This is a genomic window from Streptomyces sp. NPDC001393, from assembly GCF_053597455.1.
This window is the reverse complement of record NZ_JBSFIH010000001.1, coordinates 412,160-433,189: the sequence shown is the minus strand read 5'-3', so window position 1 is coordinate 433,189 and position 21,030 is coordinate 412,160. Positions and strand designations below refer to the sequence as shown.

19 protein-coding genes are annotated in these 21,030 nt (G+C 72.0%); 9 read left to right on the top strand and 10 right to left on the bottom strand.

The features are described from left to right. Positions 1-83: 83 nt before the first annotated feature. Both ACWC2T_RS02000 and ACWC2T_RS01995 read left to right on the top strand, forming a co-directional pair. Positions 84-1,391, top strand: a complete 1,308-nt coding sequence (locus tag ACWC2T_RS02000) for a hypothetical protein (RefSeq protein ID WP_450668517.1) — start codon at positions 84-86, stop codon at positions 1,389-1,391. A gap of 96 nt (positions 1,392-1,487) precedes the next feature. Continuing rightward, the gene (locus ACWC2T_RS01995) at positions 1,488-1,646 is read left to right on the top strand and encodes a hypothetical protein (RefSeq protein WP_351203515.1); all 159 of its coding nucleotides are present in this window, start codon (positions 1,488-1,490) and stop codon (positions 1,644-1,646) included. A 71-nt stretch (positions 1,647-1,717) separates the two neighbouring features. On the opposite strand, the gene ACWC2T_RS01990 is transcribed toward ACWC2T_RS01995, so the two are convergent. From ACWC2T_RS01990 to ACWC2T_RS01980, 3 genes are read right to left on the bottom strand one after another with little or no spacing between them, the layout of a single operon-like run. Then, complete coding sequence (locus ACWC2T_RS01990; protein WP_450668516.1) at positions 1,718-2,671, bottom strand: 3-oxoacyl-ACP reductase; 954 nt, start codon at positions 2,669-2,671, stop codon at positions 1,718-1,720. 16 nt (positions 2,672-2,687) lie between these two features. After that, a complete protein-coding gene (locus ACWC2T_RS01985) occupies positions 2,688-3,764 on the bottom strand; it encodes a Zn-dependent alcohol dehydrogenase (RefSeq protein ID WP_450668515.1) in 1,077 nt (358 codons plus the stop codon). Positions 3,765-3,800: 36 nt separating this feature from the next. Beyond that, complete coding sequence (locus ACWC2T_RS01980; protein ID WP_450668514.1) at positions 3,801-4,676, bottom strand: MaoC/PaaZ C-terminal domain-containing protein; 876 nt, start codon at positions 4,674-4,676, stop codon at positions 3,801-3,803. 454 nt (positions 4,677-5,130) lie between these two features. On the opposite strand from ACWC2T_RS01980, the gene ACWC2T_RS01975 reads away from it, so the two are divergent. Continuing rightward, positions 5,131-6,402, top strand: a complete 1,272-nt coding sequence (locus tag ACWC2T_RS01975; protein WP_450668513.1) for a sensor histidine kinase — start codon at positions 5,131-5,133, stop codon at positions 6,400-6,402. Here ACWC2T_RS01975 and ACWC2T_RS01970 read toward each other — a convergent pair. Then, positions 6,380-7,948: an alpha-L-arabinofuranosidase B gene (locus ACWC2T_RS01970; RefSeq protein WP_450668512.1), complete on the bottom strand. Its 1,569-nt coding sequence runs from the start codon at positions 7,946-7,948 to the stop codon at positions 6,380-6,382. The genes ACWC2T_RS01975 and ACWC2T_RS01970 overlap by 23 nt on opposite strands. Positions 7,949-8,111: 163 nt before the next feature. Beyond that, complete coding sequence (locus ACWC2T_RS01965) at positions 8,112-8,894, bottom strand: class I SAM-dependent methyltransferase (RefSeq protein ID WP_450668511.1); 783 nt, start codon at positions 8,892-8,894, stop codon at positions 8,112-8,114. A 61-nt stretch (positions 8,895-8,955) separates the two neighbouring features. Here ACWC2T_RS01965 and ACWC2T_RS01960 point away from each other — a divergent pair, with 61 nt between their 5' ends. Then, positions 8,956-9,597, top strand: a complete 642-nt coding sequence (locus ACWC2T_RS01960) for a response regulator (protein WP_450668510.1) — start codon at positions 8,956-8,958, stop codon at positions 9,595-9,597. A 78-nt stretch (positions 9,598-9,675) separates the two neighbouring features. Here ACWC2T_RS01960 and ACWC2T_RS01955 read toward each other — a convergent pair whose 3' ends face one another. After that, positions 9,676-11,106 (bottom strand): MFS transporter, encoded by a 1,431-nt coding sequence (locus ACWC2T_RS01955; protein ID WP_450668509.1) that lies wholly within the window; start codon positions 11,104-11,106, stop codon positions 9,676-9,678. Positions 11,107-11,444: 338 nt separating this feature from the next. Between ACWC2T_RS01955 and ACWC2T_RS01950 the strand changes: the two genes are divergently transcribed. The 5 genes from ACWC2T_RS01950 (at position 11,445) to ACWC2T_RS01930 (ending at position 16,973) form a co-directional block, all read left to right on the top strand. Continuing rightward, complete coding sequence (locus tag ACWC2T_RS01950) at positions 11,445-13,190, top strand: MFS transporter (protein ID WP_450668508.1); 1,746 nt, start codon at positions 11,445-11,447, stop codon at positions 13,188-13,190. Between the two features lie 153 nt (positions 13,191-13,343). Continuing rightward, the gene (locus tag ACWC2T_RS01945) at positions 13,344-13,997 is read left to right on the top strand and encodes a class I SAM-dependent methyltransferase (protein WP_450668507.1); all 654 of its coding nucleotides are present in this window, start codon (positions 13,344-13,346) and stop codon (positions 13,995-13,997) included. Between the two features lie 22 nt (positions 13,998-14,019). After that, positions 14,020-14,976 (top strand): N-acetylmuramoyl-L-alanine amidase, encoded by a 957-nt coding sequence (locus ACWC2T_RS01940; RefSeq protein WP_450668506.1) that lies wholly within the window; start codon positions 14,020-14,022, stop codon positions 14,974-14,976. Between the two features lie 116 nt (positions 14,977-15,092). Then, positions 15,093-15,857 (top strand): hypothetical protein, encoded by a 765-nt coding sequence (locus ACWC2T_RS01935; protein ID WP_450668505.1) that lies wholly within the window; start codon positions 15,093-15,095, stop codon positions 15,855-15,857. 105 nt (positions 15,858-15,962) lie between these two features. Next, complete coding sequence (locus tag ACWC2T_RS01930) at positions 15,963-16,973, top strand: LLM class F420-dependent oxidoreductase (protein WP_450668504.1); 1,011 nt, start codon at positions 15,963-15,965, stop codon at positions 16,971-16,973. Here the strand turns inward: ACWC2T_RS01930 and ACWC2T_RS01925 are convergent. From ACWC2T_RS01925 to ACWC2T_RS01910, 4 genes are all read right to left on the bottom strand, one after another. Then, positions 16,970-17,536 carry a hypothetical protein gene (locus ACWC2T_RS01925; RefSeq protein WP_450668503.1) on the bottom strand — a complete coding sequence of 189 codons (567 nt, stop codon included), beginning with the start codon at positions 17,534-17,536 and terminating at the stop codon, positions 16,970-16,972. The two genes, ACWC2T_RS01930 and ACWC2T_RS01925, sit on opposite strands and share 4 nt — an antisense overlap. 158 nt (positions 17,537-17,694) lie before the next feature. Continuing rightward, positions 17,695-18,765: a prenyltransferase/squalene oxidase repeat-containing protein gene (locus ACWC2T_RS01920; protein ID WP_450668502.1), complete on the bottom strand. Its 1,071-nt coding sequence runs from the start codon at positions 18,763-18,765 to the stop codon at positions 17,695-17,697. Then, a complete protein-coding gene (locus ACWC2T_RS01915; RefSeq protein ID WP_450668501.1) occupies positions 18,762-19,538 on the bottom strand; it encodes a class I SAM-dependent methyltransferase in 777 nt (258 codons plus the stop codon). The genes ACWC2T_RS01920 and ACWC2T_RS01915 overlap by 4 nt, the downstream gene beginning before the upstream one ends. After that, positions 19,532-20,935, bottom strand: a complete 1,404-nt coding sequence (locus ACWC2T_RS01910; RefSeq protein WP_450668500.1) for a glycosyltransferase family 4 protein — start codon at positions 20,933-20,935, stop codon at positions 19,532-19,534. The genes ACWC2T_RS01915 and ACWC2T_RS01910 overlap by 7 nt, the downstream gene beginning before the upstream one ends. Positions 20,936-21,030: the final 95 nt, after the last annotated feature.

Sequence of the window (21,030 nt, the reverse complement as noted above, 5' to 3'; positions counted from 1 at the left end):
CACCCGTATGTGTGAAGCCGGGGTCGGCCCGTCCCCCGCCTGTGCGTACGAAAACTAGCTTCGTCGCTGGAGGTGACCGAACGATGACGGCCTGTGCTATCGAACCCCCGTCCACGGGCGGGGCGGACGGTGTACCGGGGACGGCGTTCGCCGTGACGGCGGACGGCGCCTACGCGGCCCGGCTCGCCCCGGCCGGCGAGTGCTGGTTCCCCGAGCGCTGGACACTGGACGGCCCGGAGCCGTACGCGGTGCCGTTGCCCGGCAACCAGCCGGAGGAGCCCGGCACCGAGGTGCAGCCCCTGTCCGACGGCCGGGTGCTGATCCACCGGCTGGTCGAGCACCGGCACACCTTCTCGCTGCTGTACCCGACCGGTCCCGGCACCGGCGAGCTGCCGCTGGGCGCGGTGGAGTGCCATGAGCCCGGCACCGGGCTCACGCTGCTGCCGCCCGCCCCGGGAGGCGTACGGGCGTACGCCCTCGCCGTCGGGCCGCGCTCCAGCGTGGTGTGGCGGGTGGCGGGCGGGGCGTTCGGGCCCGAGCGGCTCGCCGAGGTGCCGGGGCGCTGTTCGGGCGGGGTCTGGCTGGACCGCGCCGGGCGGATGCTGGCGCTGGACCGGCGGCCGGCCGGCGGGCCGGTCAAGACGGTCGTGGTGGACCTGGAGCGCGGGGAGGTCTCGCCGCTGCTGCAGATCGCGGCCGGGAGCGACGACCGGCTGCTGCTGGCCGACCCCGACAGCGGGCTGCTGCTCATCTCCTCCGACGCCCCCTCGCCGGGGGAGGAACGATTGGGCTGGGGCGTGCTCGGCAGCCTGCTGCCGGTGCGTTTCCCGGAGTGCCTGCGGGTGCCGGACTGCGCGGTGACGCCGTTCGCGATCCAGCCGGGTCAGGTGCTGATGCCGGAGAACTGTGCGGTGGCACTGCGCCTCGACGGGCCGTACGGCAACAGCTGGGTGGGCATCTGGCGGCCGGCCGGGCGGCGGACGAGCCATCTCCCGGCGCCGGAGGGGTGGCTGGCCGGGGCCGGGCTGTGGACACGGGACGGGGTGCTGCGGCTGCCGTACGCCACGGAGGAGACTCCGTGCGGCGTGGCGGAGCTGACGGTGCCCAAGGGGGAGGCGGTCGCGGACAGCGGTACGGCCGCGGCCGCGGGGGGCGCGGGTCTGGAGGGTCCGGTCCGGGACGGCACGGCTGCGGGGACGCTCGGGGCGTCACCGGAGCCGACGGAACCGGACCCTCCGGAACCTGTGGACCCCGCGGAGCCCGTGGGACGTGTGGAACCTGCGGAGCCCGTGGGACGTGTGGAACCCGCGGAACCGGGCGCTGCGGAGCCGGTGATGGCGCGTCCGGTGCCGTTGCAGCAAGCGCCTCTGGGACGTCTTGTAACGAACTAGTGCCGGTTGGCGTGTGCGCCTGGATTCGGCCCGTGGTGCGCCGGTTAGACTCGCCCGGCTGTACGAAAGATCATGTTGACGGGGTGAATACTTCCGATGAGCGACACCAGCACGACGGAGCAGCTGTCTGCCGACTCTCAGGAGGCTGCCGGCCACGGCCGGCACCGGGGCCGGATCGCGGCCCAGGAGAGCGAGTCGGCCCCGCACGGCCGACACCGCAAGCCGGCCGAGGAGACCGCGGAGGCGGCTGCCTGACGGCACATGGAAGAAGGGGCGCCCGTCCAGCGGGCGCCCCTTTTCGCTACCCCCGTTTCAGGCCCAGTTCGCTACCCCCGCTTCAGCCCCAGCACCTCCGCCGCCGCGAAGGTCTCCCCCGGCGGCCGGTCCGCGTAGTGCGCGGTGAGCAGGGCGTCGAGCTCGTCGTAGGTGAACGTCTCCTGCTTGCTGTCGAACTTCACCTGCACCCGCGGCCGTTCGACGATCGCGACCATGCCGCCGTGCACGACGAGCAGCTGGCCGTTGATCCCGGCGGCGGCCGGCGAGGCCAGGTAGCCGACGAGCGGGGCGACGTGCCCGGGGGCCAGCGGGTCCAGGCCGTCGGCGGGCTGCTCGAACCCGGCGAAGACGTCCTCGGTCATGCGGGTCCGGGCGCGCGGGCAGATCGCGTTGGCCGTGACGCCGTACCTGGCGAGGGCAAGGGCCGTGGAGGTGGTCAGGCCGACGATCCCGCCCTTCGCGGCCGCGTAGTTGGGCTGTCCGGCGGACCCGGCGAGGAACGCCTCCGAGGAGGTGTTGACGATCCGCCCGTAGACCTTCTCCCCTCCGGCCGCCTTGGACCGCTCCCGCCAGTGCCGGGCGGCGAAGTGGGTGGTGTTGAAGTGGCCCTTGAGGTGGACACGGATCACCGAGTCCCACTCGTCCTCCGTCATGGAGAAGACCATGCGGTCGCGCAGGATGCCCGCGTTGTTGACGAGGACGTCGAGCCTGCCGAACTCGTCGACGGCCAACTGGATGAGTTCTCGGGCCTGTTGGAAGTCGGCGACGTCCCCGGTGTGGGCGACCGCCCGGCCGCCGGCCGCGCGTATCTCGGCGACGACCTCTTCGGCCGGTCCCGCCGAGGCCGCACCCGACCCGTCCCGGCCGGGCTGCCCGAAGTCGTTGACGACGACGGCCGCGCCCAGCCGGGCGAGTTCCAGTGCCTCGGCCCGGCCGAGCCCGCGTCCGGCGCCGGTGACGACGGCGGACAGCCCCTTCAACGGCCCCTCGGATGGCAGTGCCATGTGCCGGTCCCCGTCCTCAGATCTCGATGCACGTACGCAGGGCCGTCCCGGTACGCATCTGGTCCAGTGCCTCGTTGATCCCCGCGAGGGGGACCCGGTGGGTGATCAGGCCCGCCAGGTCGATGCGGCCGGCCCGCCACAGGGCGATGGCGCGCTCGTAGGAGCGCAGCACGTCCCCGCCGCCGTACAGGGACGGCAGTATGCGCTTCTCGTCGAAGAACAACTCGAACATGTTGAGCTGCAGGAAGTCGTCCATGGCGCCGGCGCCGACCACGACGAGGGTGCCGCCGCGCCGGGTGTACTCGTAGGCGGTGCGGGCGGTGGCCGACTTTCCGACGACCTCGAAGACGTAGTCGAAGCCCTCGCCGCCGGTGACCTGCTGCTTGGCGTCGGCCAGCTCCTCGGGCGAGACGGCCCTCGTGGCACCGAACCTGAGGGCGGACTCGCGCCGGGAGGCGACCGGGTCCACGGCGACGATCTCGGCGGCGCCCTTCAGCCGCGCCCCCTGCACCGCCGAGATGCCGACGCCGCCGCAGCCGATGACGGCGACCGACGAACCGGCCTCCACATCGGCGGTGTTGAGGGCGGCACCGAGGCCCGTGGTGACTCCGCAGCCGATCAGCGCGGCGATGTCGTAGGGCACGTCGTCCGGGATCGGCACGGCGCAGCCGGCGTCCACCACGACCTCCTCGGCGAAGGTGCCGGTGCCGGCGAAGCCGAAGACGTCGGCGCCGGCGCGCCGGAAGTTGGGGGTGCCCGCGTTCATGAACCCGGCCAGGCACAGCTCGCTCTGGCCGCGCCCGCAGGCCGGACAGGCGCCGCAGGCGGGCAGCCAGCAGATGACGACCCGGTCGCCCGCCTTCAAGTGCCGTACGCCGTCCCCGACTTCGAGGATCTCACCGGCACCCTCGTGACCCGGCACGAAGGGGGCGGGCTGCGGCAGCACCCCGCTCATCGCGGACAGGTCCGAGTGGCACAGCCCGGTCGCCCGCACCCGGACCCTCACCTTGCCGGGGCCGAAGCCCACCGCCTCGACGTCGTCGAGGACCTCCAGCTTCTCCTGGCCGATCTCGTGCAGTACGGCTGCGCGCATGGTGCGGCTCCCCTCAAGGCTGTTTCGAGCGTGCTTTCAGGAGTGCTCTACGACGGTGTCGGCGAGGACCGGCGCGTCGCCCCGCTCGACCGCGCTCACGGCCACCCGCACGCTCCCCTCCTGTCGCCACATGCGGATGCGCAGGGTCTCCCCCGGGTACACGACGCCCGCGAACCGGGTGGTGTACGACCGCACCCGGCTCACATCCCCGCCGAGCAGCGTGTCCACGACCGCCTTGAGCGTGATGCCGTAGGTGCACAGCCCGTGCAGGATCGGCTTGTCGAAGCCGGCAAGCTTGGCGAACTCCGGGTCGGCGTGCAGCGGGTTCCAGTCGCCGGAGAGGCGGTAGAGGAGGGCCTGGTCCGCGCGGATCGGGCGCTCGACGGTCCGGTCGGGTGCGCCGGCGGGGGGTTCGAGCCGGGTGGAGGGACCCCGGTCGCCGCCCCACCCGCCCTCTCCCCGTACGAAGATCTGGGCGTCGTTGGTCCACAGCGGGCCGTCGGCGTCGGCGACCTCGGTGCGCAGGACCAGGATGGCGGCCTTGCCCTTGTCGTAGACGGCGGCGAGCCGGTTGGTCGCGGTCGCCGTGCCCTCGGCGGGGATGGGCCGGTGGATCCGGAGCGTCTGCCCACCGTGCAGGACCTTGGCGAGCTCGACCTCCACACCCGGCAGGGACAGCCCGCTGATCACCCCGGGCGCGCCGGAGCCCGCGACGGTGGCGAAGCTCGGCAGGACGTGCAGCCGGGACTCCAGGGTGTAGCGCAGCTCGTCGGGGTCGGTGGCGGGATCACCCTTGTCGGGGTTGGTTCCCGCGCCGATGCCGAGGTGGTAGAGCTGGACGTCCTTGGTGGTCCAGGAGATCTCGCCGGTCCGGGGTTCGGCCGCGAGGGCTCGGCTTGCGTCGATGGGCATACGGCTCCTGACACTGGCGGTTCAAGACCCCGGTGCGGACGTCCGCACCGTCGGCCGCACCGAGGTCGCTACGGGCCGATCTAGAACGCGTTCCAGTCCGGCGCCCTCTGTATAGCCCAGCGCTCCACAGTTGTGAAGGCTCCTGATGCAGTGTCAGCTCGGTGGGACCGTGACATTTGTACTGCCCGAGTCCGTACATGCGCATCTGCCGCAGACGGGGCGCGCTTCCTAACGTCGTAGACATGACACAGACGGACAACACCGCCGTGTCCTTCACGGGGGCGGTCAAGACGACGGCTTCGCACTGCTGGCTGCGGGACCTGTCGGCGTAGGGGCACGCGCCGGGCGCCGGTGCCATCATCGTGCTGACGACTTGGCTCGTTCTGTTCGGTTCGTACGCTGTTCTGTCGTACCGCCGTCGGGCGGGGACCATGTGACCGGGGGAAAAACAGATATGACGTGGGTGTCGGGAGTTCGGTGCCAGATACAGGTCCTGCGGGCCGAGCGGCGCCGGTGGAAGGCCGAGCACGAGCGGTTCAAGGCGGCGCAACGGGCCGCCCGGAAGCGGGGCGAGAAGCCTGACGTCGACCATCCGGGCCCGCCGCCCACCGGTTTCGCGCTGCTGCCCTGGCTGCTGATGGGGATGGGGGCCTTCTCCAACCTGCTCCAGGGCAAGACCCCGAACCCGCTGATCGGCGGCCTGGGCCTGCTGGCCTTCAACTCTCTGTACGTCTACGTCACGTTCCGCGCCTTCCACCGGGAGACGCGCGAGGCGGTCTCCACCCGGGTGGCGCTGGGGCTGATGGGCCTGGTCACCACGGGCCTGGCCCTCGGTTACGGCGGCACCTGGCTGTTTTTCTTCCCGCTGCTGGGGCTCGCGACGGGCGCGGTGCTGCGCGGCCCGTGGCTGGGCCGTACGGGTCTGCTGCTCGCCGCGTACGCGGGTGCGATCTCCGGCGTCCGCGAGGGCGGAGACGCGGTGAACATCGCCTATGGCACCTTCCTCTCCAGCATGGTGACCGCCGCGATCCTCGGTCTGTCCGAGGCCGTACGGGAGCTGCGCGCCGCCCGCGAGGAGCTGGCCCGGCGCGCGGTGGAGAAGGAGCGGCTGCGCTTCTCGCGGGATCTGCACGACCTGCTGGGGCACACGCTGTCGGTGATCGTGGTGAAGTCGGAGGCGGCCCGGCGGCTGGCCGCGCGCGACATGGACGCGGCGCTGGGCCAGATCACGGACATCGAGTCGGTGGGCCGGCAGGCGCTCACCGAGATCCGGGAGGCGGTGACCGGCTATCGGGAGGGCAGCCTCGCCACCGAGCTGACCCGGGCCCGCTCGGCGCTGTCCGCGGCGAGCGTGGAGCCGGTGGTACGGCAGTCCGGTACGCCGCTGGAACCGCAGACCGAGGCGCTGCTCGGCTGGGTGGTGCGCGAGGCGGTCACCAATGTGGTCCGGCACAGCGACGCGAGCCGCTGTGAGATCACCGTGGACAGCGGCACCGAGCAGGTCCGGCTGACCGTCACCGACAACGGCAGCGGCACACCCGTGAGCCGGCCGCAGCCGGGCATCGGCGGCACGGGCCTGAAGGGGCTGACCGAGCGCCTCGCGGCGGCGGGCGGCTCGCTGACGGCCGGCCCGTCGCCGCGCGGCGGTTTCACGGTGACCGCCGAACTCCCAGTGGAGTCGGCGGAGTTCGCGGACGCGGTGGCTACGGCGCCCAGGGCGCGCTGACCGCCCAGCTGACGTCGTCGGTCCAGGACGTACTGCTGTCGAAGGCGTTGGATCCGCCGTCGCTGGCTATGTAGAGGTTGTAGTCGTAGTGGCGCAGGTATCTCGTCGGGTAGTTGTACGAGGCGAACGAGGTGCCGGTGCCGCTCTTGCCGGTCTGCGGACAGAAGGTGGCGTCGGCCCGGAACTGGGCGGTGCCGTCCATGGGCTGCCGGTAGAGCTTGTAGTTGAAGTGGCGCAGGTAGTCGCCGGGGTAGTTGCGTGACTCGAAGGAGACGCAGGAGCTGCTCGCGAGTCCCTTGCGCACGATCCAGGTGGCGTCGCTCTTGTCCAGGCTGGAGCTGCTGGAGGTGATGGCGGACAGGACGCCGGCGTCGTTCTGGTGGCGGACGTAGTCGGCGGTGCAGCAGGAGGTGGTGGCGCGCAGCGAGATCTCCGAGCCCGGGTTGAGTGTGCCGGTGCTGCCGGTCGCGCCGCCGTAGCCGACGGAGACGATGTCGGCCTGGACGGCGTTGTCGGCGGCGTCCGTCGGGATGCCGGAGGTCATGACGCCCTCGAAGAAGGAGCCGATGGAGCCGTTGCTGTTGTCGCCGCCGGTGCCGAGGACGATCGCGCCCTCCTGGTGCATCGGCGAGTATCCGCTCGTGGTCGGCTCACCGCCGGAATAGGTGGTCGTGAGCCCGCCGGATTGTGCATTCCCCCATTTCAGCGCGAAATGGTTCTGGCCGTTGTTCTTGAGCAGCGCGGTCACGAACGGCAGCGGTCCGGTGCCGGTGTTGGAGGAGTTCTTGCTGTATCCGGCGTCGGACTGGAACAGCCCGTTCTCCAGATCGGCCTGCACCCAGGGGCCCTGCCCGTAGCAGGGCGAGAACCAGCACTCGGTGCCGAAGTTGATGGCGTCCATGTGACCGTTGCCGGTGTCCTTGTTGTTGGTCTCGGCGTTGCCGTAGTCGAAGCAGCAGGCGCCGTTGACGTGGGTGCCGGAGGTCACCATGTACATCCCCTCGGCGGCGCCGTTGGTGGCGACGCCGGAGGTGGAGTCGTTCCGGTAGCCCATGCCGGCGGAGATCTCCAGGCCGTAGACCTGGTGGCCGCCGACGGTCACCGGCAGCGCGTCGGCGGGCGCCCCGACATCGGCCTTCCCGGCCCCGCCCGCGCCCTCGACGGTGAGGTCGTTGTGGCGTGAGGACTGGTCGTAGATCCTGGTGATGATGCAGGTCGTGCCGGAGCAGAAGGAGTCCTGGGCGGCCGCGTTCGCGTATCCGCCGGCGGCCAGCAGCCCGATGTCCTTCGTGGCGCCGTCCGAGGCCCGCTGCACCTGGTAGAGCGGGCCGTTGTACGACGAGTACAGCGCCCGGACCATGCTGTGCGCGGCGACACAGGGGGTGCCCGCGGCGGCATAGACGTCACAGGGCAGCGAACTCGCGGCGGCGGCCTGGGGCGCTCCGACGCCGAGGAGCAGCGCGGCGAGGGTCGCGCAGACGGCGAGCACGGACAGGACGGCGCTTCTCAGCCGCCGGGGGCGGACGTGGGGGGAGCTCAGGGGCACGGTGCACCTCGGATTCTTTTGTTCGGTATTTCGGACGCTGTTCGACCGAAATACCGAACCTATTCGACGACGAAAAGGGAACGGATTTCTGGAAATGCAGGGGCGATTGTTTGAGTACCGCCGGAGACCGTCAACCCCCGCCGCAGCGGACAATGCCAAGTCTTTAATCGACGACGGCTGCCCGAGCCGTGAGCAACGGCTGGAAGAAACCCGTCTCTTCGGGCATCAGCCAGGCGATGTCCGTGAATCCCGCACCGGCGGCGAATCCGGCGAGCCGTTCCCGCCCCAGCGCCCAGTAGGCGGCCCGGCGGACCCGGACCTCCCACTGCCCTTCGCCCTCCCGGGCCGGGACCAGCTGGAAGTGCTCCAGCTCGTAGCGCTCGCCGTCCGCCTGCCACCGCCACAGCTGGAAGGTGACGGTCCGCCCGGTGCCGTCGGCGGGCTCGTGCACCTGCGGGGGCGTCGAGACCGGCCGCTCGCGCAGCAGCTCGTCATAGGGGCGGGTACTGACGAGCAGCCGCCCGCCGGGCCGCAGCACCCTGTGCATCTCCCCCAGCGCGGCCCGCACGTCCGGCTCGGTGAGGAGATGGGGCAGCGAGTTGTCGGCACAGACGACGGCGTCGAACCGGCCACCGGGGAAGGGTAGTTGCCGCATGTCGGCACCGGCGGTGGGCAGCGCCACCCCGAGCCGGGCGGCCTCTCGGCCGGCCCGGGCCGCGGCCCGCACGCTGAGGTCGGTCCCGACGACCCGGTGGCCGCGCAGCGCCAGCCCGATCGCCTGCGTGCCGATGCCGCAGGAGCAGTCCAGCACCGCCGCCCGCTCCCGGCCGAGCAGGGCGTCCAGCCCGGCGCCCTGCCGGCGGACGCTCGCCGCCCAGTCCGCGTAGATCAGGTGGTAGTCGCCGGCCAGCTCGTCGTAGAAGCGCGCGGTCGAGGACTCCGGCATACAGCGAGTCTAGGGCCCCGAGCGCCGCGGTGGGCCGGGGTCCCGGCCGTAACCTGAGGCCATGAACGAGATGCCCCGGGACCATCGGCCCGCCAAGTCCATTCGGGTGCTGCTCGCCGAGGATCAGGGCATGATGCGGGGCGCGCTCGCTCTGCTGCTCGGCATGGAGGAGGACATCGAGGTGGTGTCCCAACTGGGGTCGGGCGACGGCATCGTGGACGCCGTGCTCACCCACCGGCCGGACGTGGCCCTGCTGGACATCGAGCTGCCGGGCATCAGCGGGCTGGACGCGGCGGCCGAGCTGCGCGAGCAGGCGCCCGACTGCCGGGTGCTGATCCTCACCACCTTCGGCCGGCCCGGCTATCTGCGCCGCGCCATGGAGGCCGGGGCGGCCGGGTTCCTCGTCAAGGACGGGCCCGTGGAGGAACTGGCCGCGGCGATCCGGCGCGTGCTCAGCGGGGAGACCGTCGTCGATCCGGCCCTGGCCGCCGCCGCGCTCAGCGCCGGGCCCAGTCCGCTCACGGCCCGGGAGTGCGAGGTGCTGAAGGCGTCGGTCGACGGGGCGACCGTCGCCGACATCGCCTGCAAACTGCACCTGTCCGAGTCCACCGTCCGCAACTACCTGTCCTCGGCGATCGGCAAGACGGGCACCCGCAACCGGGCGGAGGCGGTGCGGGAGGCCCGGCAGCAGGGCTGGCTCTGAGCCACGTACGAGCTCTGAGCCACGTGCGAGCCGGCCACCGCCTGGGGCTCGACCACGGTGGCCGCCCGGACCGTTGCCTCACGTCGAGGAAATCCTCCGCGGCAGCCACAGCAGCATCAGCACCGCCCCGCCCAGCAGCACCGCCGTACTGGTCCGGAAGGCCAGCGCGTAGCCGTCGGTCAGCGCCTCGGGGCCGTGGCCGCTGCCCGTGCCGGCCGCGGCGACGGTCGACATCACGGCGAGCCCGAGCGAACCGCCCATCGTGCGCGAGGTGTTGACCAGCCCCGACACCACACCGGCCTCGCCCGGTGCCGCCCCGGACGTGGCCAGGGAGGCGAGCGGGGTCGCCGCGAGTCCCGCGCCCAGCATCATGAGGATCCCCGGGATCATGATCGCGGTGACGTAGGCCTCGTGCGCGCTCATCGTCGACTGCCAGCCGAAGCCCGTCGCGGCCACCAGCGTGCCCAGCGCCGCCACGGTCCGCGCGCCTGCCGCCCGCATCAGGCGCGGCGCCAGTTTGGAGCCGATGACCACGGACAGCGAGCTGGGAACGAGGGCGACCCCGGCCTCCAACGGCGTGTAGCCGAGGACGTTCTGGGCGTACAGGGTCATGAAGTACCACATGCAGAACATGGCCGAGCCGGAGAGGAACATCGCCGCGTTGGCCGAGGCGACCGAGCGCAGCCGCAACAGGCCGAGCGGCATCAGCGGGGCCGCCGTACGCGCCTCGACCAGCAGGAACAGGGCGACGAGCGCGAGGCCCGCGAGCAGCGGGAGGAGCGTGGCGGCGGCCGTCCAGCCCTCCGCCTCCGTCTGCGAGATGCCGTAGGCGAGGACCGCGAGACCCGCCGTGACCAGCAGCGCGCCCGGCAGGTCCAGGCGCCGCCCGTCGCCGGCCCGGCTCTCGGTGAGCCGGCGCACCGAGCCGGCCAGCACCAGCGCGCCCACGGGCACGTTGATCAGCAGCACCCAGCGCCAGGACAGCACGTCCACGAGCACCCCGCCGACCAGTCCGCCCGCGGCCCCGCCGCCGGCGCCGACCGCGGTCCAGGTGGCGATCGCGCGCGCCCGCGCCGCACCCTCCGGCACGGCGGCCGTCAGCAGGGTCAGCGTCGAGGGGGCCAGCACCGCCGCGCCCAGCCCCTGCACGGCCCGCGCCAGCAGCAGCTGCCAGCCCTCCTGGGCGAGGCCGCCGCCCAGCGAGGCCAGCGTGAACAGGCCGAGCCCGACGAGGAACATCCGCTTGCGCCCGTACAGGTCGCCGGCCCGGCCGCCGAGCAGCATGAACCCGGCGAAGGCGATGGCGTACGCGTTCACGACCCACTGCAGGCCCGACGGGGTCAGGCCGAGACCGCTGCGCATGGACGGCAGCGCGACGTTCACCACCGACACGTCGAGGACGACCAGGAACTGTCCGGCGCAGGCGAGCGCCACCACCAGCCAGGTCGGGGCGGCCGTGCGGCGGGATATGAGAGGTGTGGTGTCGGCGGCTTCCAGCATGGGCGTCATGCTCTCAACCCGGTTACGGTCCTTGCATCGGCATTTCGGACCACCGGTCACGACCGCCGGTACTAGGCCGTACGGCCTAGACCTGGACCGCGCGCAGCACCGTCACCGCCGCCGCCCCGCCCAGCCCGATGTTGTGCGCGAGCCCCACCCGCGCGTCCGGCTGCAGCTTGGTCAGCGGCCGGTGGACCGTGCGGGAGGCGAGGACGCCGGCATAGCCGACGACCAGTCAGATACCCATGAACCGGTCAAGGATTGATTAGAGGCCCGAAGCAACGGAATAGTTGCCTGTGGATACGAGGTTCACCCAGCACATGTCACTACGGGGAGGCCTCGACTCCATGACCCACACGACGACCGACCAGCCGGCCCGCAGAGCGGGCGGCGCCGTGGTCCCGGTGCTCGCCTTCGCGGGCATCGTCGTCGCGGTGATGCAGACCCTGCTCGTGCCGGTCATCAAGGACCTGCCGCAGCTGCTGGACACCGCTCCCTCCAACGCCACCTGGGTCCTCACCTCGACCCTCCTGTCCGGCGCCGTGGCCACCCCGATCATGGGCCGCCTCGGCGACCTCTACGGCAAGCGGCGGATGCTGATCCTCAGCCTCGCCGTGATGGTCGTCGGCGCCCTGGTCAGCGCGCTCACCAGCCAGCTGCTCACCATGATCGTCGGCCGTACCCTCCAGGGCTTCGCCATGGGCGCGATCCCGCTCGGCATCGGCCTGATGCGGGACATGCTCCCGCGCGAGAAGCTCGGCTCGGCGATGGCCCTGATGAGCTCCTCGATCGGCGTCGGCGGCGGCCTCGCGCTGCCCGCCGCGGCCCTGGTCGCGCAGCACACGAACTGGCACGCCCTGTTCTACGGCGCCGCCGGCCTCGGCGCGCTGTCCATCGTCCTCACCCTCCTCGTCGTACCCGAGTCCCCGATGCGGGCGGAGGGCTCCTTCGACCTGCTCGGTGCGCTCGGCCTGTCCACCGGCCTGGTGCTGCTCCTGCTGCCCATCACCAAGGGCAGCGACTGGGGCTGGTCGTCCGGTACCACGCTCGGCCTGTTCGCCGCGTCGGTCGTGGTCCTCCTGCTGTGGGGCCTGTACGAGCTGCGCGCGACGGCACCCCTGGTCGATCTGCGCACCACCGCGCGCCCGGCCGTCCTCTTCACCAACCTCGCGTCGATCATGGTCGGCGTGGCGTTCTACGTCGTCTCCCTGGTCCTGCCCCAGCTGCTCCAGCTGCCGAAGGCCACCGGCTACGGCCTCGGCCAGTCCATGGTCGTCGCGGGTCTGTGCGTGGCCCCGCTGGGCCTGACGATGATGTTCACGGCTCCCGTGTACGCCCGGCTGTCCGCCAGGTACGGCCCCAAGGTCACCCTCATCATCGGCCTGCTGATCATCGCCCTCGGCTACGGCGGCGGGCTCGGCCTGATGGACGCGGCCTGGCAGACGATCGTCACGTCCGTCGTGCTCGGCGCGGGCATCGGCCTCGCCTACTCCTCGCTGCCCGCGCTGATCGTCGGCGCGGTCCCGGCCTCGGAGACCGGCGCGGCCAACGGCCTCAACACGCTCATGCGGTCCATCGGCACGTCGGTGTCCAGTGCCGTCATCGGCATGGTGCTCGCCAACACGGCGCAGAAGGTGGGCGGCATCGCGATCCCGACCATGCACGGCTTCCGGGTGTCCTTCCTGATCGCCACGGCCGCGGTGGCGGTGGGCCTGCTGCTCGCGCTGTTCCTGCCGAAGGCCTCCCGGCCGGGGCAGCAGCACACCCAGCTGCGGGCCAGCAGCGAGGAGGACGCCTCGCTGGAGCGGGCCGAGGAGGTGCTGCGCGGATTCCGCGGGCGGGTTCTGGGTGCCGACGGCGTTCCGGTCGCCCGGGCCAAGGTCACGCTGATCGACCGGCGGGGACGGCAGGCCGGGGCGACCGTCTCCGACGAGGACGGCAGCTATGCACTCGCCGTGCCGGCTCAGGGCGCGTATGTGCTCGCCGCGAAGGCCTCCGGCCATGGGCCGCTTGCTTCCTCCGCCACGCATTCCGGGGAGGAGCGGGCTGTCGAGCTGGATCTTTCGTTGCCTGGGGAGATTGTGAGCGCCTAAGAGCTCGGGGGTACTGCCGTCTGGCGGCCGACTCGCCGTCGTGGCCATTCGCGCAGTTCCCCGCGCCCCTATGAAACGCACCCCCTGTCGAATAAGTGACCGGGGGTGCGGCAGCATGGGCCCCCTGAACAGTCGTACGACCGGAAGGCCCCCATGCCCGCCACCGCCCCCAAGCCCGAGATCCTGGCCGCGTTCGAGGCGGCCAAGGGGTTCATGCCCGTGGACGAGGGGCTGGCGTTGTACGAGGCCGCGGTGGAGGCGGGGCGGCTGGGGCTGCCGTTGCTGGAGGTCGGGACGTACTGCGGGCGGTCCACGGTGCTGCTCGCCGACGCGGCCCGTGCGGCCGGGGTCACGGCGCTGACCGTGGACCACCACCGGGGCAGCGAGGAGCAGCAGCCCGGCTGGGACTACCACGACCCGGAGACGGTCGACCCGGAGGTCGGCCTGATGGACACCCTGCCGGCCTTCCGGCGGACGCTGTTCAAGGCGGGGCTGGAGGACCATGTGGTCGCGCTCGTGGGCCGCTCGCCGCAGATCGCGGCCATCTGGAACACCCCGCTCGGACTCGTCTTCGTCGACGGCGGACACACCGACGAGCACGCGGGCGCCGACTACGAGGGCTGGGCCCCCCATGTGGCCGAGGGCGGCCTCCTCGTCATCCACGACGTCTTCCCGGAGCCCGAGGACGAGTTCACCGGGCAGGCCCCGTACCGCGTGTACCTCCGGGCCCTTGAGTCCGGGGCGTTCACGGAGGTCTCGGTGACCGGCTCCCTGCGCGTCCTGCGGCGAACGCGAGCGGGGATCTGAGGCCCCGGTTAGAGTCGCAGACGTGTCGTACCTAGGCCCGGAGTTCGATTCCCCGCAGCCGCGCCGGCCCCGGCGCGGCCCGCTGACGGTGGCGCTCGCCGCGCTGGTGCCCGGTGCGCTGCTCGGCTGGGTGGTGTACGAGGCGGTGGGCGGCGGTGCCGACGGCGGCGGGGCCCGTACCGCCTCCGCGGCTCCGGCGTCCCGTACGTCCGCCGCGCCCTCCCCGTCCGCTCACTCCGCCTCTGCTTCGCCTTCCGCGACGGACGACGGCAAGCAGCCCTCGCAGGGGTCCGCGTCCGGTCCGCTCAAGGGCAAGGTCGTCGTCATCGACCCCGGGCACAACCCGGGCAACGTCCAGCACTCGGCCGAAATCAACCGCAAGGTGGACATCGGCACGAACTTGAAGGAGTGCGACACCACCGGGACGTCCACCAACGACGGTTACACCGAGGCCCGGTTCACCCTGGACGTCGCACACCGGCTGCGCACGCTGCTGGAGAAGCAGGGCGCCACGGTCAGGCTGACGCATGACGGCGACAGCCCGGCCTGGGGTCCGTGCGTGGACGAGCGGGCCCGGATCGGCAACGAGGCGCACGCGGACGCTGCGATCTCCATCCACGCCGACGGCTCGACGGAGGGCAACCGCGGCTTCCACGTCATCCTGCCGGGCTCGGTGCACGCGGGTGCCGCCGACACCCGGCCGATCGTCGGACCCTCGCACGACCTCGGCGTGCGCATCGCCGGCAACTTCCTGCGCGACACCGGCGAACCGCCGTCCAACTACCTTGGGAACGGCACCGGTCTCGTCACACGTACGGACCTGGGCGGTCTCAATCTGTCAACGGTTCCGAAGGTGTTCATCGAGTGCGGCAACATGCGCGATAGCAAGGACGCGGCACTGCTGACCAGCGGCGCCTGGCGGGAGCGGGCGGCGCAAGGGATCTCTGATGGAATCGTGAGTTTCCTGCGCGCTTCGTGACCGACGGACGGAACCGACCGGACAGCCGGATCTTGCGGACGGTAGTGTCTACCGACGACGAGACGACTCACGAAGGACCTGAAGTGAATATCCGCTCCCTCACTAGAGGCGACGGCGTGGTGATCGGAGCAGCGGTGGTGCTGTTCATCGCGTCGTTCCTCACCTTCCAGAGCTACTCCCTCCTCGGCTCCTCGGCCAGCGGGAACGCGTGGGACAGCCTGGGCATGGGCCTGGGCATCTACATGGGTGCGGTGATCGGTGCCGGCCTCATCGTCGTCAACCGTTGTCTGCCGCAGCCGCGCAAGGTCCTCGGGCTCGACCTCAACCAGGTCGGCACCGCGTTCCCGATCCTGGCGGCCTGGTCGCTGCTGTGGACACTGATCGACCTCCCGGACGGCGTGAGCGCCGGCGCCGGTCTCATCCTCGGGTTCATCGCCGCCCTGGTTCTCGCGGGTGCCGCCATCGCCACCCCGCTCTCCCCGCCGCTGCAGGCCGCCCTCCTCCCGGCCCCCAAGCCGGCCGCCCCGCAGCCCTACGGCGCCCAGCCGCCCGGTGGTTACGGCTACCCGGGGGCCCAGCCGCAGCCGGGCCAGCCGTACGGTGCGCAGCCGCAGCCGGGGCAGCCGTTCGGGCAGCAGCCCGCGCCGCAGGGGGCTCCGGCGGCCGCGCAGCCGCCCGCCGGGGACTTCTCGCCGTTCTGGTTCGCGGTGCCGGTGACCCGTCCGCTGTTCGCGGAGGACGGCTCGCCGACCCCGATCGCCGAACTGGCGCCGGGCACCTGGTACCTGGCCGTCGAGCAGCGCGGTGCCGCGCTGGTCGCGCAGACCCAGGACGGCCGCCGGGGCGTGCTCCAGGACACCTCCGGCATCCAGCGCGGCTGAGTTCCGCACACCGGACGCACACGGCCCCTCGCCCTTCCGGGCGGGGGGCCGTTGTCGTACAGTCGCCTCCCGGGAGGATCTGACGAATCGTCAGGAGGCAGGCGCATGCGGCTCGGTCTCGCACTCGGTTACTGGGGACGCGGCCCGGACGCCGGTCATGTGCCGCTCGCGCAGGAGGCGGAGCGGCTCGGGTACGACTCCGTGTGGACCGCGGAGTCGTGGGGCTCGGACGCGTTCACGCCGCTCACCTGGATCGCCGCTCGGACCTCAACGATCAAGCTCGGTACGGCCGTTGCCCAGATGGCCGCCCGGTCGCCGACCACCACCGCGATGCACGCGCTCACCCTGGACCACCTCTCCGGCGGGCGGATGATGCTGGGGCTCGGGCTGTCCGGGCCGCAGGTGGTGGAGGGCTGGTACGGCCGCCCGTTCCCGAAGTCGCCGCTGACCGCGACCCGGGAGTACGTGGACGTCGTACGGCAGGTGCTGCGGCGCCAGGCGCCGGTCGCCTCCGGTGGGCGGTTCCATCCCCTGCCCTACCGCGGGCCGGACGGCACCGGGCTCGGCAGGCCGCTGAAGCCGATCACGCATCCCCTGCGGGCCCATCTGCCCGTCCTGCTCGGCGCCGAGGGGCCGAAGAACGTGGCGCAGACCGTCTCCATCGCCGACGGCTGGCTGCCGCTGTACTGGGCGCCGAGCCGGCCCGAGGCGTACGGGGAGGTGGTGCGCACGCTGCCGGAGGGGTTCCTGGTGGCTGCGATGGCCCGGGTGAAGGTGTGCGACGACGTGGCCGAGGGGCTGCTGCCGGTGAAGGCCATGCTCGGTTTCTACATCGGCGGGATGGGCCATGCCTCCCGCAACTTCCATGCCGACCTCATGGCGCGGATGGGGTACGAGAAGGAGGCCCGGCGGATCCAGGAGCTGTTCCTGGCGGGACGGCGCGAGGAGGCCGTGCTGGCCGTGCCGGACGCCTTCGCCGACGAGATCTCGCTGGTGGGCCCGCGGGAACGCATCGCCGAGCGGCTTCAGTTGTGGCGCGCGGGTCCGGTGACGGACCTGCTGGCCCTGTCGCCGGACCCGCACACCCTCAGAGTGCTGGCGGAGCTCAACTCCTAGCCGCCGGAGAGCTGGGACGCCGAGGGCACCTGCTCCTTGACCGGGGCGCCGGCGCTGTTCCCCGCGTCCTTGACCTTGTTGACGACGTCGTTGAAGGAGCCGGCCGCGCTCCCGTCGCCGCTGCGCAGCTTGGCCGGCAGGTTCTTCAGGCCCTCGATGGCGGAGTTGAGCGGGGCGAGCGCCTTGGACAGCAGGGGGTCGCCCTGGGCGTTGCGGACGGCCGCCTTGAGCCGGCTGTAGGTGAACGCACCGGCCAGACCGGCCTTGACCAGGGTCGCCTTGCGGCCGTGGGCGCCCTTCTTGAACTTGCCTGCCTTCCAGGGCTTCACGATCCACTGGTAGGTCGCGCCGGCCGCGAGCCCGGCGTTCGCCACGAACCGGGCCTTGGCGAACTTCTGCCGTTCGGCCGAGGTGGTCGGACTGGGGGTGGCGGCGGGTGCGGCCTGGACCGCCGCGGTGTCCTTCGTACTGCTCTTCTCGCTGCTGCCGCAGGCGGTGGAACCGGCCAGCAGGGCGCAGCACAGCGTGAGCGCCAGGCACAGGCGCCGTATCGGTACGGGCACGGTGTCCTCCGGACGTGTCCTCCCCGAGCGGTTTGCTTCCCTGGGCAGCCTCACCCGGGAGGGCCGCCCGCGCCACTCGGAGTCCGCCGTTCGGGTGTCACCGGTCGCGGCCCGGCAATCCGCAAGGCACCATACGCACCGGCACCGAGCCCCTCGGGCTAGCCGCAGCAGTCCGGGTCCAGGCCGGTCGGCAGGTACTCACCGCCGAACACCGCGCAGGTGGCCTCGTGGCCGCCGAGTGCGGCGACGGCGAGGAGCAGGGAACCGGCCGTCCAGGTGGTGAGTTCGCGGGGCCAGATCGCGTCGTCCTCGAAGACGTAGCCCGTCCAGTACAGGCCGCTCTGCGGGTCGCGCAGGTGCTGGATGGACTGGAGGATGGTCAGGGCGCGGTCCGACTCCCCCACCGCCCACAGGGCGAGGGCGAGCTCGCTGGACTCGCCGCCGGTCACCCAGGGGTTGGGGACCACGCAGCGCACCCCGGTGTCCGGTACGACGAACCGGTCCCAGGACTGCGCTATGCGCGCCTTGGCCTCCTCGCCGGTGAGGGCGCCGCCGAGGACCGGGTAGTACCAGTCCATCGAGTAGCGGTCCTTGTCGAGGAAGCGCTCCGGGTGCCGACGGATCGCGTGCCGGAGCCCGCCGACCGCCAACTCCCAGTCGGGCTGCGGCTCTTCACGCTGCTCGGCGATGGCGAGGGCGCAGCGCAGCGCGTGGTGGATGGAGGAGCTGCCGGTGAGCAGGGCGTCCGCGGTGGGCGTGCCGTCGTCCTCGCGGCGCCAGCCGATCTGGCCGCCGGGCTGCTGGAGGGCGAGCACCCACTCCATGGCCGCGTAGACGGTCGGCCACATGCGGTCCAGGAACGTGTCGTCGCCGGTGGACAGGTAGTGGTGCCACACGCCTACGGCTATGTAGGCGACGAAGTTGGACTCGCGGGCGCGGTCGGTGACGTCGTCGTGGGCGCCGTCGGCGTAGGCGGCGTACCAGGAGCCGTCCTCGTTCTGGTGCCGGGCCAGCCAGTCGTAGGCCCGCTCGGCGGCCTCGTGCTCGCCGGCCGCGTCCAGGGCCATCGCGGCCTCGGTGTGGTCCCACGGGTCCAGGTGATGCCCGCGGAACCACGGAATCGCGCCGTCCTCCCGCTGTACGGCGAGGATGCCGCGGACGGTCGCGGCGGCCTGCTCGGCGGTGAGGACCCCGGGCAGGACGAGGTGTTCTGTCCGGGGGGTGGTCACTTGGCGGCCGCCTCGGAGGTCTCGGGCGCGGTCCCGGCCGCGGTCTCGTCGAGACGCGGCAGGTGCGGCTTGGTCGCGTAGACCACGAAGCTCTTGCCGATCAGCGGGTTCAGCGCCTGCTCGGCGACCCGGGTGGCGAGCGGCTTCTTCATGATGTCCCAGACCAGCAGCTTGTGGTACGCCCGCACCGGCAGCGCCTTGTCGTTGTCGACACCGAACGCGCACTTCAGCCACCAGTACGGCGAGTGCAGGGCGTGCGCGTGGTGGCTGCCGTACGGCTTCAGGCCCGCCTCGCGGATCTTCGCCACGAGTTCGTCGGCCTTGTAGATGCGGATGTGGCCGCCCTCGACCTCGTGGTAGGCGTCGGACAGCGCCCAGCAGACCTTCTCGGGCCCGTAGCGCGGCACGGTGACGGCGATCCGGCCGCCCGGCCTGAGCACCCGGACCATCTCGGCGAGCACGCCCTTGTCGTCGGGGATGTGCTCCATCACCTCGGAGATGATGACCACGTCGAAGGACTCGTCGGGGAAGGGCAGGGCGAGCGCGTCGCCCTCCATGGCGGTGGCGGTGGCGCCCTCGGGGGCCTCCCCGGCCTCCTTCATCGCCGCGAACCACTTGGCGACCTCGCGGATCTCCTCGCCGTTCTGGTCCAGGGCCACGACCTGGGCGCCGCGCCGGTAGCACTCGAAGGCGTGCCGGCCGGCCCCGCAGCCGAGGTCCAGGACTCGGTCGCCGGGGGCGAGCGGGAACCGGGAGAAGTCGACGGTCAGCACGTGGCCCTGCTTTCGGAAGAGACGCCTGCAACACTTGCCGGGGCCGCCAGGCGGCCGGGGTTCTGGATCACTGGGTCCGCCGGGCGGCGGGGGCCGCCGGAGCGGGCGATGGCCTCGCGGTAGTGGGCCACCGTGCCCTCCGCTGCGCGGGCCCAGGTGAAGTGCCGCAGCACCCGTTCCCGCCCGGCGCGGCCGAGCCGCACCCTCAGCTCCGGGTCCCCGAGCAGCCGGCCCAGCCCGGCGGCCAGCGCCCCCGCGTCGCCGGGCGGTACCGCGAGGCAGGTCTCGCCGTCACGGCCGGCGACCTCGGGGATCGCGCCGCCGGTCGTGGCGAGCAGCGGGGTGCCGGTGGCCATGGCCTCGGCCGCGGGCAGCGAGAAGCCCTCGTACAGCGAGGGCACACAGGCCACCTCGGCCGAGCGGATCAGGTCGACGAGTTTGGCGTCGGAGATGCCCTTGACGAACTCGACGGCGTCTTCGAGGCCGTACCGCTCGATCGCCGCCGCGACCGGGCCCTCCTCGGGGCGCTTGCCGACGACGACGAGGTGGGCGGCCGGGTACTCGGTGCGCACCTTGGCCAGCGCCTCCACCAGGAACACCAGTCCCTTGAGCGGCACATCGGCGCTGGAGGTGGTGACGATCCGGCCCGGCACCTCGGGCACGGCCGGATTCGGCGCGAACAGATCGGTGTCGGCGCCGATGTGGACGACGTGGACGCGGTCGTCGTGGACACCGAGGTGGTCGACGATCTCCTGCTTGGAGCTGCCGGAGACGGTGAGGACGGAGGGCAGCCGGCGCGAGACGCGCTTCTGCATCCGGGTGAAGGCGTACCAGCGCCGGACCGAGTACCGCCGCTGCCAGCCCTCGGCCGCGTCCAGCTCCAGCTGCCGGTCGACGGTGATGGGGTGGTGGATGGTGGTCACCAGGGGCGCGCCGATGTCGCCCAACAGCCCGTATCCGAGCGTCTGGTTGTCGTGGACGACGTCGAACTCGCCGCGCCGGGCGCGCAGATGGCGGCGGGCGCGCAGGGAGAAGGTCAGCGGTTCGGGAAAGCCGCCGGTCCACATCGTCGCGACTTCCAGGGCGTCGATCCAGTCCCGGTACTCGTCCCGGCCCGGGGTGCGGAAGGGGTCGGGCTGGCGGTAGAGGTCGAGGCTGGGCAGCTCGGTGAGGGTGAGCCGGGGATAGCCCTCGTCGAGCACGGGGTACGGCTGCGCGCCGATGACCTCGATCCGGTGTCCGAGCCGGGCCAGCTCGCGCGAGAGGTGCCGTACGTAGACACCCTGACCGCCGCAGAACGGGTTCCCTTTATAGGTGAGGAGCGCGATGTCGAGCGGTCGCTCGCCGTCGGCAGCGGGGCCGTGATCGACGCCCGCCGCACGGGCCTCAGCGGTCACTCCGTGCCCCCTTCTGCCTGCACTGTCCTGCGACACTACGTCGGGACGCTAATCTAGAACAAGTTTCAGACTTGATCGTTCAAGAGGCTCTGAAT